Source organism: Pseudomonas weihenstephanensis (genome assembly GCF_016812185.1).
GTDB lineage: Bacteria > Pseudomonadota > Gammaproteobacteria > Pseudomonadales > Pseudomonadaceae > Aquipseudomonas > Aquipseudomonas weihenstephanensis.
The window spans coordinates 394,513-409,532 of the sequence record NZ_JAAEBV010000003.1 but is presented as its reverse complement, the minus strand read 5'-3'; the positions used below and the strand labels follow the sequence as shown (position 1 = coordinate 409,532).

Below are 15,020 nucleotides of genomic sequence, written 5' to 3'. Positions count from 1 at the left end.
CTCGTGCGTAGCGGTTGGCGCAGGCCACGCACGGGCGCCTCATCTTCGACTTGTTCTGCGTCACTCATCCGAGCAAACTGCGCGCATTCGCCCGCACCGTTCTCTTCAGGATGTTCAATGTTCAAGTCATTCCCCCTGCGTACTGCTTTTGCCGCCTTTGTGCTGACAAGCCTCGCAGGTTGCTCGACGCAGAAAACCGCGATTTACGAGCATGAAAATTTCGATGACTCCGGCACGTTCTCGCGCAACTACCCGGTGGCCGACAAAGCCGCGTGCGAAGCGGCGCGCCGTGCCTTGCTCAGTCAGGGCTACATCATCGGCAGTCGCGACCCAAAAATGATCAGTGGCCACAAAAGCTTTCAACAAACCGGTGAAAGCCATCTGGAAATCAGCTTTAGCGTGGTCTGTGCCGATGACGGCGCAGCCAGCCATCACTCCACCATGTTTGCCAACGCCTTGCAGGACCGCTATGCGCTGAAGAAGGTGAATAATTCGGCCAGCCTGGGGGTGGGCGTGTTGGGATCGGTGTCGATGCCGATTGGCTCGACCGATGACTCGATGGTCAAAGTCGCCAGCGAAACCGTGTCGTCGGCGCAGTTTTATGATCGCTTCTTCTCCTTGGTCGAAGTGTATTTGCCCAAAGATGTGAAACACGCTGCGCACATCGAAGAGACACCCAAGGCTGAACTGGGGGTGCCTGACCCGGTGCCTGCCAAGGTGGATGACGTCCCGGGCGCGCTTGCACCGGTGGCGCCGGCCGTTATCGCCCCGGTTGTGGTTGTGCCCGCAACACCGCTGGCTGAGCCGCTGGTGGCCGAGCCGGTCGGCTCACAGCCGGTGGTGCCGCCAGCTGAAGCGGCACCCATTACCCCGATCGAGGTGCCTGTAACACCTCAAGTGCCAGTGCCTGCAGCACCGCAGGCGTCTGATGCCCCGGCACCTGAAACGTCCCAACCGGCTCAAGCGCCTGTGCCCGTGACGGCACCCGCAACCCTTGAAGCGATGCCGATGCAATAAAGGCGCGGTAAATCCGAAACGTTCTGCTACGTTTAATGCTGAGCGCCGGGTCTGCCCGCGAAGGTGTCATTTTTCCTTCATGCGGGCACCTTATGCTGGCTCGAACACGACCCCAGACACCCAAGGATGCCGACATGGATGACTATCAGGAAGAGCTGCTTGAATATCAGGCATCTGAACTGGACCCGCAGGACCCCGCTGATGACGCCACCGAGTTGTGATCGCAGCGTTGCCCTGTCAAGCCGACTGGCGCTGGCGACGTCGAAACTCTCCCGGGGTTTCGGCGTTCCAGCGTTTGAAGGCGCGTTGAAACGCCTCGGCTGAGGCAAATCCCAACAAATACGCAATTTCACCAAACGCCAACTCTGTATCGCGGATGTAGGTCATGGCGAGGTCGCGGCGCGTGTCGTTGAGAATGGCGCGAAACTGCGTGCCTTCTTCGGTGAGCTTGCGCCGCAGGGTCCAGGTCGGCAGCTTGAGGCGCGCAGCCACTTCTTCCAGGTCGGGTTCACGGCCGCCATTGAGCAACGGTCCCAGCAGTTGAGTGATGCGTTCACGCAGGCTGCGGGTGCGGGTCAGTTGCTCCAGTTCGCGTTCACACATCAGCAGCAAACAAGACCAGGTGCTGGGGCAATGCTGCGCATTGCGCAGGTCCAGCGCGTCATGGTTCAAGCGCAACTGATTGGTGTCGGCGCGAAAGTGCAGCGGGTGATGGCTGAGGTGGCGGTATTGCTCGGCGTAATCGGGCTCACTGAACTCGATGTCGATGTGTTCACTGATCAGCGTCGTGCCCGCCACCGACGATAACTGGTGCAGCCAGCCGGAAATGATCGAGTCCACGACAAAGCGGTTATAGGCGTTATACGGGCTGATGGAATAAAAGCGCAGCCAGGCGCCCCGGGCATCTTCGTGCAGGCTCGACTGACCGCGGTAATTGGAGCCATACAGCGCTTCGAAACGAATCAATGTGCGTGCCGCTTCACGCACCGTGGGCGCTTGGGCGGCTGTCACGCCGGCCAGCCCGGCCTGGCTCAGGCGGCTCAGTTGGCCCATGCGCAAACCCAGCGCCGGTTGCTGGGTCAGCGCAATGGCGGCATGCCCCAGGCGCATGTAGCGCGGGATCGACAACCGCGCCAGCGGCTGGCTCAAGCGGGCGGCATCCAGCCCGTACTGGTTGAGCAAAGGCTGCGGGTCGTGGCCATAACTGCGCACCGCATCGGCCAGTTGCTGCACGAAGCCGACCGATAAATCCCCCAGGCGCATCGGCAACGGTTTCATGGTTTACAACCAGAGATTGAGCAGGCGTGCGCTGGTCACCGGCATGTCATGGCTGGTCAAACCGTTACGGCTGATAAAGCTTTGCCCGCCACTGTGCTTGTTCCAGAACTTGCCTTGTGAGAACACCGTGATTCCGGCTTCGGCGGTGCTGGTGGGCACGCTGCTGATGAGCGTTAAACGGTGCCAGGCTGCGCCCTCGCTGACTTCACCGGGCTTGAGGCTGATTTCGCTGGGTGTCGAAACGCTCTTATAGCCGCCCCACGGTTTTTGCCAGGTGTCTTTACCCGTGATAAACGCAGGCACCGCGATGAACTGCGCCTGCTGCTCGTTGAGTGAGCGATAGTTTTCGGGGTACCAGCTGTCGCTGCCGAGCAAAATGCCCAGGCGCCCGGCCGGGGTGTCAATCACATTCAGCTGGTGGTCGGGGCTGGGCTGGATGTAGGTTTGTTCTTCATAGGTGGGCAGCAATTGCCGCTGCGGTTTGCCCTGCGCGGCGCCATTGCGGTCAAACACCACACTGCTGTTGTACAGCGGCCCCGTGCCTGCCCGCAGCGTGCCGTTTTCGATGCGCGGGTCGGGCAGCGCAATGCTCCCGGCCACCAGCGTCACGCCGAACTCCTTGGCCAGCCCGCCAAACAAGGTTTGGTAATCAGCGGCCATGCTCGCGGCTTTCATGCGCAAATGCGCATCGTTGAGGCGGCTTTCACCGACGGCGCCCAGCCACGCACGGGTAAACGTCAACGGGTTGCTGATGGCCAGCCAGTGCATGGCTTCGTTCAAATCGCGGGCTTGGTACAGTTCGTTTTTTTCACCGCGAAACATTAGCCAGGTGCCAATGTGCTCGGGCAATACGACGATGGTTTTGTCGTTGAGCAAACCGGCATCACGCGCTTTGCTCATATAGGCGGCCAGCTTGAGGTGAAGCAGCGCCAGGCTTTGATAGTCACGCGGCGACAGTTGGGCTTCGATGCCTAACAAGTTGCCACGTCCGCTATCGACGCCATCGTTGATCGCCAGTTCAACCCGCAGGTCAGACAGGTAGTGGCCGACCTCTCGTTGCTCGGTCCAGTACGCATAACCGCCACCCGCGGCGGCAAGAGCAATCAGTAGGGTGCAGCCAATTAAAGTACGCATGGGAAATAGAGCAGGCAGCCATTTGCAGGATTCGGCGTCTAGGGTAGGTGGCGTATGCACACTTGCCAAGGGGCGCTGCGCAATTGGGTTAATAATTTGTCACTTTGGGTCATTGAGCGGGGTCGGGCATGCCATTACTGTGCCTTACCTTCAACGACGGGAGCCGCAGAGCATCCCGCGTTCCGTGAATTAGCCTGTTGTGGAGCAACCTGATGACTGCCACTCACTACCCGCATTTGATGGCCCCGCTGGACCTGGGTTTTACCACGCTGCGCAACCGCAGTTTGATGGGCTCGATGCACACCGGCCTTGAAGAAAAACCCGGCGGTTTCGAGCGCATGGCCGTCTACTTTGCCGAACGCGCCCAAGGCGGCGTGGGATTGATGGTCACAGGTGGCATCGCGCCCAACGACGAAGGCGGTGTGTACAGCGGTGCAGCCAAACTCAGTACCGCTGAAGAAGCCGAGAAGCATGTGGTGGTGACGCAAGCGGTGCACGCAGCGGGGGGCAAAATCTGTTTGCAGATCCTTCACGCCGGGCGTTATGCCTACAGCCCTCGCCAAGTGGCGCCGAGTGCGATTCAGGCACCGATTAACCCGTTCAAGCCCAAAGAACTGGACGAGGCGGGTATCGAGAAGCAAATCAGCGATTTCGTGACCTGCGCCAAACTGGCGCAAAGCGCTGGCTATGATGGCGTCGAGATCATGGGCTCTGAAGGCTACTTCATTAACCAGTTCCTGGCGGCTCACACCAACCATCGCACTGACCGTTGGGGCGGCAGCTATGAAAATCGCATGCGCCTGCCGGTCGAGATCGTGCGCCGCGTGCGTGAAGCGGTGGGTGCGAACTTCATCATCATTTATCGCCTGTCGATGCTTGATCTGGTGGAGGGCGGCAGCGTCTGGGATGAAATCGTGCAACTGGCCCAAGCGGTCGAGCAGGCCGGTGCAACCCTGATTAACACCGGTATTGGCTGGCATGAAGCGCGTATTCCGACCATTGCCACCAAAGTTCCGCGTGGCGCATTCAGCAAAGTCACCGCCAAGTTGCGCGGCTCGGTCAGCGTGCCGCTGATTACCACCAACCGCATCAACACCCCTGAGATCGCCGAGCAGATTCTGGCTGAGGGCGATGCCGACATGGTGTCGATGGCGCGGCCGTTTTTGGCTGACCCTGAATTCGTCAACAAGGCCGCTGCCGGGCGCAGCGATGAAATCAACACCTGTATTGGCTGTAATCAGGCGTGCCTGGATCACACCTTTGGCGGCAAACTCACCAGTTGCCTGGTCAACCCGCGCGCCTGTCATGAAACCGAACTCAACTACTTGCCGACCATCGACGTGAAAAAAATTGCCGTGGTCGGTGCCGGTCCAGCGGGCCTCTCGGCGGCCACTGTGGCGGCCGAACGGGGGCATCAGGTCACGTTGCTTGATTCGGGCAGTGAAATTGGCGGCCAGTTCAACGTGGCCAAACGTGTACCGGGCAAAGAGGAGTTCTTCGAGACCCTGCGTTACTTCAAGCGCAAGCTGCAAACCACCGGGGTCGAGGTGTGTCTCAATACCCGCGTGGACGTTGAGCACCTGCTGGCGGGCCACTTCGACGAAATCATTCTGGCCACCGGCATTGCACCGCGCACCCCGGCGATCCCGGGTATCGATCACCCCAAAGTGCTGAGTTATCTGGATGTGATCCTGCAACGCAAGCCGGTGGGCGCCAAGGTGGCTGTGATTGGCGCGGGCGGTATCGGTTTTGATGTGTCGGAGTTTTTGGTGCACAAGGGCGCATCCACCAGTCAGGACCGCGACGCGTTCTGGAAGGAGTGGGGCATTGACACCCGGCTTGAAGCCCGTGGCGGGGTGGCAGGTATCCAGCCTGAGGTTGAATCGCCCGCGCGTCAGGTGTTCCTGTTGCAGCGCAAAAAAACCAAAGTGGGTGAAGGTTTAGGTAAAACCACCGGCTGGATTCACCGCACCGGCTTGAAAAACAAACACGTGCAGATGCTCAACAGCGTCGAATACCTGAGCATTGACGATCAAGGTCTGCACATCCGCATCGGCGAGGGCGAGCCGCAACTGCTGGCGGTCGACAACATCGTGATCTGCGCAGGCCAGGACCCGCTGCGTGAATTGCAACAAGGTCTGGAAGCCGCCGGGCAGCGCGTGCATTTGATCGGTGGCGCCGATGTTGCCGCTGAGTTGGACGCCAAGCGTGCGATCAATCAGGGGTCGCGGCTGGCGGCCGAGCTATAAGCGATTGAGGTGCGCTAAACTCCGCTCATTTTTGAGCGGAGTCTGCCGTGACCGTGCCTTTGATTGACTGGCAGCCTTATGCGCCTTTGCAGCGCTTGCACGTTGACTGGCTGACAAACGCCGGGGTAGAGGTGGCGGTGCTGCGCCTGGACCTGATTGACCCGCTGATCAGTGGTAACAAATGGTTCAAGCTGCATCATCACTTAAGGGCCGCTCAGGCCGCTGGCGCGCAGGGCCTGATCAGCCTCGGCGGGGCACACTCCAATCATTTGCATGCGCTGGCCGCGGCGGGTAAACGCTTCGGCTTTACCACCGTGGGCCTGCTGCGCGGGCACCCTCAAGCAACACCGACCACCCGCGACCTGCAAGACTTTGGCATGCATCTGCATTGGCTGGGGTTTGCCGGGTATCGCGCCCGGCATGAGCCGGGTTTCTGGCTGCCCTGGCACGAGATGTATCCGCAGTTACACGCCGTGCCCGAAGGCGGAGGTGGGCTGGCGGGCGCTTTAGGGTGCGCGCCGCTGGTGACGCAGGTGCGCGAGCAACTGGGTGCTGTCGGCTGGGCGGATTATGACGCGTGGTGGTTGGCGGCGGGCACCGGGACTACGCTGGCAGGCTTGGTGCTTGCAGACCCGCGCGAGGTGTTTGGCGCGCTGGCGGTGCCGCAGGATCATGGGGTGGCACCTAATGTGCAGGCCATCTTGCAACAGGCCGGGCTGGCCTCGCGGCCTTATCAGTTGATCGAGGCCAGCCGTGGCGGGTTTGCCAAGGTCGATGATCAGTTGCTGGAATTTATGCGCGCCAGCGAACAGTCGAGTGGGTTGCCGCTGGAACCGCTGTACACCGCCAAGGCCTTGTTGGCGCTCAAAGAGGCGGTGCAATCGGGGCATATTGCACGCGGTCGGCGAGTGGTTTTTGTGCACACCGGCGGCTTGCAGGGCCGCCGGGGATTTGCCTCAACGGTTTAGCTGCGCTTGGGCAGCATGCGCAGCAAGGTGTTGTCTTTGATCACGTAGTGATGCGCCAGGCCGGCCAGTGCATGCAGACCGATCAGCCAGTAACCAAGGGTGCCGCCCAGTTCGTGCCAGCCCTTGATCTGTTTGGCAGTGTCGATGTCTTTGAGGGTTAACGGCGGCAGGTCAAAGCCGTAGAAAAATATCGACTTGTCGTTGTAGCTCAGCACCAGAAACCCCATGACCGGCATGGCGATCATGAACACATACAACGCCCAGTGCATGAGGGTCGCGAGTGCGGTTTGCCAGGCGGGCGGTGTTGGCGTGATGGTGGGCGCCACGCCAAGGGTGCGTGCCAGCAGGCGCAGCCAAACCAGCGCAAACACGGTTAAACCGAGCATGAAATGTGCATCTTTCATCAGCGTGCGGCCGTCGCTGTCTTTGGGGAAGATCCCGCGAAACTCAATGGCGGCGTAGATCAATACAAATAACAGCACCATCAGCCAGTGCAGGGCGATGGACATACGACTGTAACGGTCAGTCGAGCTTTTCCAGGACATGGTGTTTCCTCACGGTTCAGGTCTTAAGCCTGCGTTCTTTTCTGACGCAGTGCGTTCACTTTAATACGGTTGCACACGATTGCATGGATTCGCTGTTCCCCGGCAGGTTTGGCCACACGTCGGACACCAGAAACAAACGCTCGGCTTCCTCCCAGTCACCGTCGTTATTTTGAGTCAGGCGCACCAATAATTGCGCGGGTGCCTGGGGATGTAATTGGCTCAGCCAGCCCTTGAGCTGGGATGCACTCCAGCAGTCTTGCGGGCCGTAGTGGGCGGGCGCCAGCCACGCATGGCGTGGCAGCGGCTGCCAGCAGCCTTGGGCGCTCTGACGGACAAACGCAGGCCAGTCGCGCTGATGCAGCCACCGCCCGCGCAAGTGTTGAGGGTGAGCGCCCGCCGGCGGCTGCGCATGGCCGGGCCACGGGTACAGCAGGTAGCCGCCCAGCCACAGGTGCGCGCTGAACTGTTGGATATCCAGCCCGGCCAGAATCTCGCGGCTTTGCGCCCGGCTGGACATCGGCAACTGATGCTGGGCGAAGTGGTTGAGTTTGCGGTCCAGTCGGTCATTGCTGCCGGGGCCAAGCCATTGCGCGGGGTCGCGGCCGTCGCCCTGTTGCGGCCCCAGATAGAGCTTGATCGCCAGTTCGAGGTGATGCACGCCGTCGCGATCACGCAACAGCATGTCCAGTTCGCCCAGCGTGTGGCCACCCACGCGAATGGGCAGGTTGGCTGCAATCAACGCCACACCGGGTGCGCGCTGGATAGCAAACTGCCACAGTCGCTCGTAGTAACGGCCGAGCCTGCGCGTGGTGGCCTGCGCGAGCCAGTCCTCCAGGGGTTGGCTGTGCTGATCCAGTGCCCGCAGCCAGTGCTCGAGCGCATCCGGGGCCTGTACCCAGTCGCTGCCAGCCAGCGGGTGACGTTGTGGCCACGGGGTTTGGCTGAGCATAGGGGGCGCGAGGATCACCCACGCCAAATCCCGCACCTGGGGGTGACGTAGCTGGCGGGGCAGGTTGAGCAAGTCGGGGAAGAGGATCATGCTGCGAGCATAGCGTGCTGAAGGGCTGAAAGGGTTTTGTCTATCGTGTGCTTTCGCCCATAATCGTCGTTTTCGCCCGTCACGTATCCCGCAGGAGCCTCATGGAGCAATTTCGTAATATCGGCATCATTGGTCGTTTGGGCAGTTCGCAAGTGCTCGACACGGTTCGCCGACTGAAAAAATTCCTGCTCGAGCGGCACATGCACGTGATCCTCGAAGACACCATTGCCGAAGTGTTGCCCGGTCATGGCTTGCAAACTTCGTCGCGCAAAATGCTCGGTGAAGTGTGCGACATGGTGATTGTGGTCGGCGGCGATGGCAGCTTGCTGGGCGCCGCTCGCGCACTGGCGCGGCACAATGTCCCGGTGCTGGGCATCAACCGGGGCAGCCTGGGGTTTTTGACCGACATTCGTCCGGATGAACTCGAAGTCAAAGTGGCCGAGGTGCTCGACGGCCATTACCTGGTTGAAAACCGCTTTCTGTTGCAAGCCGAAGTGCGCCGTCACGGCGAAGCCATTGGCCAGGGCGACGCGCTGAACGACGTGGTGCTGCACCCCGGTAAATCCACGCGCATGATTGAATTCGAATTGCACATCGACGGTCAGTTCGTGTGCAGCCAGAAAGCCGACGGCCTGATCGTGGCCACGCCGACGGGCTCCACGGCCTACGCCATGTCGGCCGGCGGCCCGATCATGCACCCCAAGCTGGATGCCATTGTCATTGTGCCCATGTACCCGCACACCCTCAGCAGCCGGCCGATTGTGGTGGATGGCAACAGCGAGCTGAAAATCGTGGTGGCCAAGGACATGCAGATCTACCCACAAGTGTCGTGCGACGGTCAGAACCATTTCACCTGCGCGCCCGGCGACACCATCACCGTCAGCAAAAAAGCGCAAAAGCTGCGCCTGATTCACCCGTTGGACCACAACTACTATGAAGTGTGTCGGACCAAGCTCGGTTGGGGTAGCCGACTGGGCGGTAGGAGCGACTGATGCTCGATCCCGCGCGCAGTTACGATCTGATCGGTGACGTGCATGGCTGTGCTCATACCCTTGAGCATCTGTTGGAGCGTCTGGGCTATCGCAAACGTGGCGGTGTGTGGCAACACGCGCAACGCATGGCGGTGTTTCTGGGTGACATCATCGACCGCGGTCCGCGGATCCGCGAGGCGCTGCATATCGTGCGCGACATGGTTGTGGCGCAGCACGCGCTGTGCCTGATGGGTAACCATGAGTTCAACGCGCTGGGTTGGTGCACACCGGCGCCTGCGGGCAGTGGCAAGCAGTATGTGCGTGAGCACACCCCGCGCCACACCCGGCTGATCCACGAAACCCTGGAGCAATTTGCCCAGTACCCCGGCGAGTGGCGCGACTTTGTGCAGTGGTTTTACGACATGCCGCTGTTTGTCGATGCCGGTCGCTTTCGGGTGGTGCATGCCTGCTGGGATGCGGATGTGATTGCCACCCTGCGCGCGCAATACCCCGATGGCTGCATCGACGAACCGTTCCTGCAAGCGGCGGCGCAGCCTGAAAGCTTTGCCACTATGAGCTTCAATCGCCTGCTGCGCGGCACCGACATGCGCTTGCCGAACGGCATGACGTTGACCGGTGGCGACGGTCTGACGCGAGCGTTTTTTCGCACCAAATTCTGGGAAGACGACCCCAAGACCTACGGCGATATTGTGTTTCAGCCGGATGCACTGCCCGCAGGCGTGGCACAAAAGCCCCTATCGCCTACTGAAAAAGGCGCCTTGCTGCGCTACGGCATTGAAGAGCCAATGTTGTTTGTCGGTCACTACTGGCGCAGTGGCAAGCCTGCACCGATCCGGCCAAACCTGGCCTGCCTGGATTACAGTGCCGTGTTGTACGGCAAGTTGGTGGCCTATCGTCTGGATCAGGAAACACGCCTCGATCCGCACAAATTTGTATGGGTGGATGTTGAGCGCCCGGAGGCTATTCAATGAGTGCTGTTGCTGTATTACGTTTGCCGCTGTCGACTGATTTAAGTGGCTTTGTCAGCTTGCTCAAGCGCTTGCAAGTGCCGCATCGCGTCAGTGAAGAGGCGGGCGAGCAAGTGGTGTGGGCGCCTGACGGCATCGCTGACGATGTGCGTAGCCTGTATCAGCGTTTCCCTCAGGGTGATCCCGAGCATCAATTACCGGTTGTTGAGCGCCCGCCAGCGATGGCGCGCCCCGGCTTTGTCCAGCAACTGCGCGACAGTCCGGCCACTGCCGCGATTTTGCTGTTGTGCATCATCGTCGCGGTGGTGACGCAACTGGGTGAAAACCTCTCGACCCTCAGCGGGCTGACATTTCTCGACTTCAGCATTCGCGGGCAGTACATCCAGTTCACACCTTTGTCGGATAGCTTGGCCGCCGGGCAATGGTGGAGATTGTTCACCCCGATGCTGATTCACTTCGGTTTCTTGCACATCGCCATGAACGGCCTGTGGTACTGGGAATTGGGGCGACGCATCGAAATGCGTCAGGGCAGCATCAATCTCATTGGGTTGAGCCTGTTGTTCAGCTTGGTGTCCAACTTTGCCCAGTACCTGTTTGGCGGCCCGAGCCTGTTTGGCGGCTTGTCCGGCGTGCTGTACGGCCTGTTGGGGCATGTGTGGATTTACCAGTTGATGGCGCCAAACCCGCTGTATCGCCTGCCTCGCGGGGTTTTGGTGATGATGTTGGTGTGGCTGGCCGTGTGCTTGTCCGGCCTGGTGTCACTGATCGGTTTTGGACAGATTGCCAACGCCGCCCACGTGGGCGGGCTGTTGATCGGTTGCCTCACCGGCTTGCTCGGCGGCCTGTGGGCCCGAAGAAAGCAGACTCATGCCCTGTAAGTCGATGCCCAAGGCTGCAATGTATACGTGGCGAGCCTTCCTGAAATGAGCGAAGGTTTTTCGGCCCTTATCGCAGACTGCGGCAGCGACGACGCGATTAATTACTGTTTAGTGGAAAAAAGAACCATGTCCTCTTTCAACGAAATGATCCAAAACATTACCCCCGAGATCTACCAGAGCCTGAAACTGGCCGTGGAAATCGGCAAATGGGCGGACGGTAACAAGCTGACCGCCGAACAGCGCGAGCTGTCGTTGCAGGCCATGATTGCCTGGGAACTGCACAACCTGCCGGAAGACCAGCGCACCGGTTACATGGGCCCGCAGGAGTGCAGCTCCAAGTCCATCTCGGTACCTAACATCCTGTTCAAATCGGATGCCATCCATTGATTGAAATTGGTCGTGGTGCAATCAGCAAAATGTCGGCACGCCTTGAATCGCCGACTGTTCAATATGCGTTTCGTTTGGGTGACACCGAGGTGCCGGTCAACCCGTTGATCGGCACTAAACTGCGCCTGGAGTTTTTGGGGGCGATCAACTGCACCCACTGCGGGCGCAAAACCAAAAAAAGCTTCAGCCAAGGTTATTGCTACCCCTGCATGACCAAACTGGCCCAATGCGATGTGTGCATCATGAGCCCGGAGCGTTGCCACTACGCCGCAGGCACGTGCCGTGATCCGTCGTGGGGTGAGCAGTTCTGCATGACCGATCACGTGGTGTACCTGGCCAACTCGTCAGGGATCAAAGTCGGCATCACCCGCGCCACGCAGTTGCCCACGCGCTGGCTCGATCAGGGCGCCAGCCAGGCAATACCGATTGTGCGTGTGGCCACGCGACAGCAATCGGGGTTTGTCGAAGACCTGTTTCGCTCGCAAGTGGGGGACCGCACCAACTGGCGTGCACTGCTCAAGGGCGACGCCGCGCCGGTGGACCTCGTTGCAGTGCGTGAGCAATTGTTTGAGAGCTGTGCCGAAGGCTTGCAACAGTTGCAGGAGCGTTTTGGCCTGCAAGCGGTCCAACCATTGCATGACGTTGCGCCCATCGAGATCCGTTACCCGGTCGAGCAATACCCGAGCAAGATCGTCAGCTTCAATCTGGACAAAGATCCGATCGTCGAAGGCACGCTGATGGGGATCAAGGGCCAGTACCTGATCTTTGACACCGGCGTTATCAACATTCGCAAATACACGGCCTACGAGCTGGCCGTGCATCAGTAAAAGGACTCCAGCATGCGCACCGAACAACCGAAAATGATTTACCTCAAGGACTATCAGGCGCCCGAGTATCTGATCGACGAAACGCACCTGACCTTTGAATTGTTCGAGGACCACACGCTGGTTCATGCGCAGCTGGTGATGCGTCGTAACCCAGCACGGGGTGCAGGCTTGCCGTCATTGGCGCTCGATGGCCAGCAGTTGGAGTTGCTGTCGGTCAAGCTCAATGACCTGGAGCTGACGGCGCAGGACTATCAGCTCACGGACAGCCACTTGACCCTGCACCCGCAAACCGAACAGTTTGTACTGGACACCAGCGTCAAGATCCACCCTGAATCCAACACCGCGCTTGAGGGCCTGTACAAGTCCGGCGGCATGTTTTGCACCCAGTGCGAGGCTGAAGGCTTTCGCAAGATCACCTACTACCTCGACCGCCCTGACGTGATGAGCACGTTCACCACCACGGTGATCGGCGATAAAAATCGCTACCCGATCCTGCTGTCCAACGGCAACCCGGTGGGCAGCGGCCCGCAGGACGAAGGTCGGCACTGGGCGACGTGGGAAGACCCGTTCAAAAAACCGGCTTACCTGTTTGCGCTGGTGGCCGGTGATCTGTGGTGTGTCGAAGACACCTTCACCACGATGAGCCAGCGCGAGGTGGCGCTGCGTATTTATGTCGAACCTGAAAACATCGACAAGTGCCAGCACGCCATGAACAGCCTGAAAAAGTCCATGCGTTGGGACGAAGAAACCTACGGCCGTGAATACGATCTGGACATCTTCATGATCGTGGCCGTCAACGACTTCAACATGGGCGCGATGGAGAACAAGGGCCTTAACATCTTCAACTCCAGCGCCGTGCTGGCGCGTGCCGAGACCGCGACCGACGCCGCCCACCAGCGCGTTGAAGCCATCGTTGCGCATGAATACTTCCACAACTGGTCGGGCAACCGCGTGACTTGCCGCGACTGGTTCCAGTTGTCGCTCAAGGAAGGCTTCACCGTGTTTCGCGATGCAGGTTTCTCGGCAGACATGAACTCGGCGACGGTCAAGCGTATCCAGGACGTGGCCTACCTGCGCACTCATCAGTTTGCTGAAGACGCAGGCCCGATGGCTCACGCGGTACGCCCGGACAGCTTCATCGAAATCTCCAACTTCTACACCCTGACGGTGTACGAGAAAGGCTCGGAAGTGGTGGGCATGCTTTACACCTTGCTCGGTGCCGAAGGTTTCCGCAAAGGCAGCGACGTGTACTTTGATCGCCACGACGGCCAGGCCGTGACCTGCGACGATTTCATCAGTGCCATGGAAGACGCCAACGGCGTGGACTTGACCCAGTTCAAGCGCTGGTACAGCCAGGCCGGGACGCCGCGCCTGAGCGTCAGCGAGCAGTACGATGGCGCGAGCCAGACCTACAGCCTGACGTTCACCCAAAGCTGCCCGGCCACACCGGGGCAGACTGAAAAACTGCCGTTTGTGATCCCGGTGGCACTGGGCCTGCTGGACGCCAGGGGCAAAGAACTGCCACTGCAATTGGCGGATGAATCGTCGCCTGCGGGCACCAGCCGAGTGTTGTCGGTGACTGAAAGCCAGCAGACGTTCACTTTTACCGGTCTCACTGAACAGCCGCTGCCGTCGTTGCTGCGTGGTTTCTCGGCCCCGGTCAAACTGCACTTTGCGTACAGCCGTGACCAATTGATGTTCCTCATGCAACACGACAGCGATGGCTTCAACCGTTGGGAAGCAGGTCAGCAGTTAGCGGTGCAGGTGTTGCAGGACTTGATCGGGCAGCATCAGCGCGGCGAGGCGCTGGTCATGGATCAACGCCTGGTTCAAGCCCTGCGCAGTGTGCTGGGCAATGAGCAACTGGATCAGGCGATGGTGGCAGAAATGTTGTCGCTGCCGGGTGAAGCCTACCTGACTGAAATCAGTGACGTTGCGGATGTGGAGGCGATTCATGCCGCCCGCGAATTCGCTCGCAAACAGCTCGCTGACAGCCTTTACGATGCCTTGTGGGCGCGTTATCAGGTCAACCGTGAAGTGTCCAAAACCACGCCGTATGTGCCTCAAGCGTCGCACTTTGCGCGCCGTGCGCTGCAAAACATCGCGTTGTCGTACCTGATGCTCACAGGCAAACCCGAAGTGCTGGCCGCAGCCCTGGAGCAATTCGAGCACAGCGACAACATGACTGAGCGCCTGACCGCGCTGGCGGTGTTGGTCAATTCGCCGTTCGAGGCTGAAAAGGCCCAGGCACTGGCCAGTTTTGCCGAGCACTTCAAGGACAATCCGTTGGTCATGGATCAGTGGTTCAGCGTGCAGGCGGGTAGCACTTTGCCTGGCGGCTTGCAGCGGGTACGCGAGTTGATGGAACACCCGGCCTTCAACATCAAGAACCCGAACAAGGTACGCGCGTTGATGGGTGCGTTCGCCGGCCAAAACCTGATCAACTTCCATGCGGCGGACGGTTCGGGTTACCGCTTCCTTGCGGATATAGTCATCCAGCTCAACGGCTTAAACCCACAGATCGCTTCGCGCCAGTTGGCGCCGTTGACGCGCTGGCGCAAATACGACAGCGCCCGTCAGGCGCTGATGAAGGCTGAACTGGAGCGCATCCGTCATTCGGGTGAGCTGTCCAGCGATGTGTTTGAGGTGGTGAGCAAAAGCCTGGCGTAAACCACAGGGGTAAACAAAGGCGCTTACCGAGTGATCGGTGAGCGCCTTTTTTCATGGATCGCTGAACG

The 15,020-nt window shown here is 59.8% G+C and carries 14 protein-coding genes; 10 read left to right on the top strand and 4 right to left on the bottom strand.

Annotated features, from left to right (window positions below; all coding sequences use genetic code 11):
- The first annotated feature begins 117 nt into the window (after positions 1-117).
- Positions 118-1,017 (top strand): DUF2242 domain-containing protein, encoded by a 900-nt coding sequence (locus tag GYN01_RS12745; protein ID WP_203307245.1) that lies wholly within the window; start codon positions 118-120, stop codon positions 1,015-1,017.
- Between the two features lie 92 nt (positions 1,018-1,109).
- Positions 1,110-1,238, top strand: coding sequence for a hypothetical protein (locus tag GYN01_RS22485; protein ID WP_275296435.1), 129 nt, complete (start codon positions 1,110-1,112; stop codon positions 1,236-1,238).
- Between the two features lie 16 nt (positions 1,239-1,254).
- Here the strand turns inward: GYN01_RS22485 and GYN01_RS12740 are convergent, their stop codons facing one another.
- Positions 1,255-2,295 carry an AraC family transcriptional regulator gene (locus GYN01_RS12740; protein ID WP_048365003.1) on the bottom strand — a complete coding sequence of 347 codons (1,041 nt, stop codon included), beginning with the start codon at positions 2,293-2,295 and terminating at the stop codon, positions 1,255-1,257.
- Positions 2,296-2,298: 3 nt separating this feature from the next.
- The gene (locus tag GYN01_RS12735) at positions 2,299-3,429 is read right to left on the bottom strand and encodes a carbon-nitrogen hydrolase family protein (RefSeq protein WP_048365002.1); all 1,131 of its coding nucleotides are present in this window, start codon (positions 3,427-3,429) and stop codon (positions 2,299-2,301) included.
- A gap of 212 nt (positions 3,430-3,641) precedes the next feature.
- Here GYN01_RS12735 and GYN01_RS12730 point away from each other — a divergent pair, with 212 nt between their 5' ends.
- A complete protein-coding gene (locus GYN01_RS12730) occupies positions 3,642-5,678 on the top strand; it encodes an NADPH-dependent 2,4-dienoyl-CoA reductase (RefSeq protein WP_203307244.1) in 2,037 nt (678 codons plus the stop codon).
- A gap of 47 nt (positions 5,679-5,725) precedes the next feature.
- Positions 5,726-6,646, top strand: coding sequence for a pyridoxal-phosphate dependent enzyme (locus GYN01_RS12725; RefSeq protein WP_203307243.1), 921 nt, complete (start codon positions 5,726-5,728; stop codon positions 6,644-6,646).
- Here GYN01_RS12725 and GYN01_RS12720 read toward each other — a convergent pair.
- Together GYN01_RS12720 and GYN01_RS12715 are read right to left on the bottom strand one after the other, a co-directional pair.
- Positions 6,643-7,191, bottom strand: coding sequence for a cytochrome b (locus GYN01_RS12720; RefSeq protein ID WP_048364999.1), 549 nt, complete (start codon positions 7,189-7,191; stop codon positions 6,643-6,645). The two genes, GYN01_RS12725 and GYN01_RS12720, sit on opposite strands and share 4 nt — an antisense overlap.
- A gap of 55 nt (positions 7,192-7,246) precedes the next feature.
- Positions 7,247-8,230: a DUF1853 family protein gene (locus GYN01_RS12715; RefSeq protein ID WP_203307242.1), complete on the bottom strand. Its 984-nt coding sequence runs from the start codon at positions 8,228-8,230 to the stop codon at positions 7,247-7,249.
- Between the two features lie 101 nt (positions 8,231-8,331).
- Here GYN01_RS12715 and GYN01_RS12710 point away from each other — a divergent pair, with 101 nt between their 5' ends.
- From GYN01_RS12710 to pepN, 6 genes are all read left to right on the top strand, one after another.
- The gene (locus GYN01_RS12710; protein WP_048364997.1) at positions 8,332-9,222 is read left to right on the top strand and encodes an NAD(+) kinase; all 891 of its coding nucleotides are present in this window, start codon (positions 8,332-8,334) and stop codon (positions 9,220-9,222) included.
- Entirely contained in the window at positions 9,222-10,193 is a 972-nt protein-coding gene (locus GYN01_RS12705) for a metallophosphoesterase (RefSeq protein ID WP_048401861.1), read from the top strand. Before GYN01_RS12710 ends, GYN01_RS12705 begins: the two co-directional genes overlap by 1 nt.
- Complete coding sequence (locus GYN01_RS12700) at positions 10,190-11,068, top strand: rhomboid family intramembrane serine protease (RefSeq protein ID WP_203307241.1); 879 nt, start codon at positions 10,190-10,192, stop codon at positions 11,066-11,068. The genes GYN01_RS12705 and GYN01_RS12700 overlap by 4 nt, the downstream gene beginning before the upstream one ends.
- A gap of 126 nt (positions 11,069-11,194) precedes the next feature.
- Complete coding sequence (locus GYN01_RS12695) at positions 11,195-11,455, top strand: YeaC family protein (protein ID WP_048365111.1); 261 nt, start codon at positions 11,195-11,197, stop codon at positions 11,453-11,455.
- Positions 11,452-12,282 (top strand): DUF2797 domain-containing protein, encoded by an 831-nt coding sequence (locus tag GYN01_RS12690; RefSeq protein WP_048364994.1) that lies wholly within the window; start codon positions 11,452-11,454, stop codon positions 12,280-12,282. Before GYN01_RS12695 ends, GYN01_RS12690 begins: the two co-directional genes overlap by 4 nt.
- A 12-nt stretch (positions 12,283-12,294) precedes the next feature.
- Positions 12,295-14,952 carry an aminopeptidase N gene (gene pepN, locus GYN01_RS12685; protein WP_048401863.1) on the top strand — a complete coding sequence of 886 codons (2,658 nt, stop codon included), beginning with the start codon at positions 12,295-12,297 and terminating at the stop codon, positions 14,950-14,952.
- The last annotated feature ends 68 nt before the right edge of the window (positions 14,953-15,020 follow it).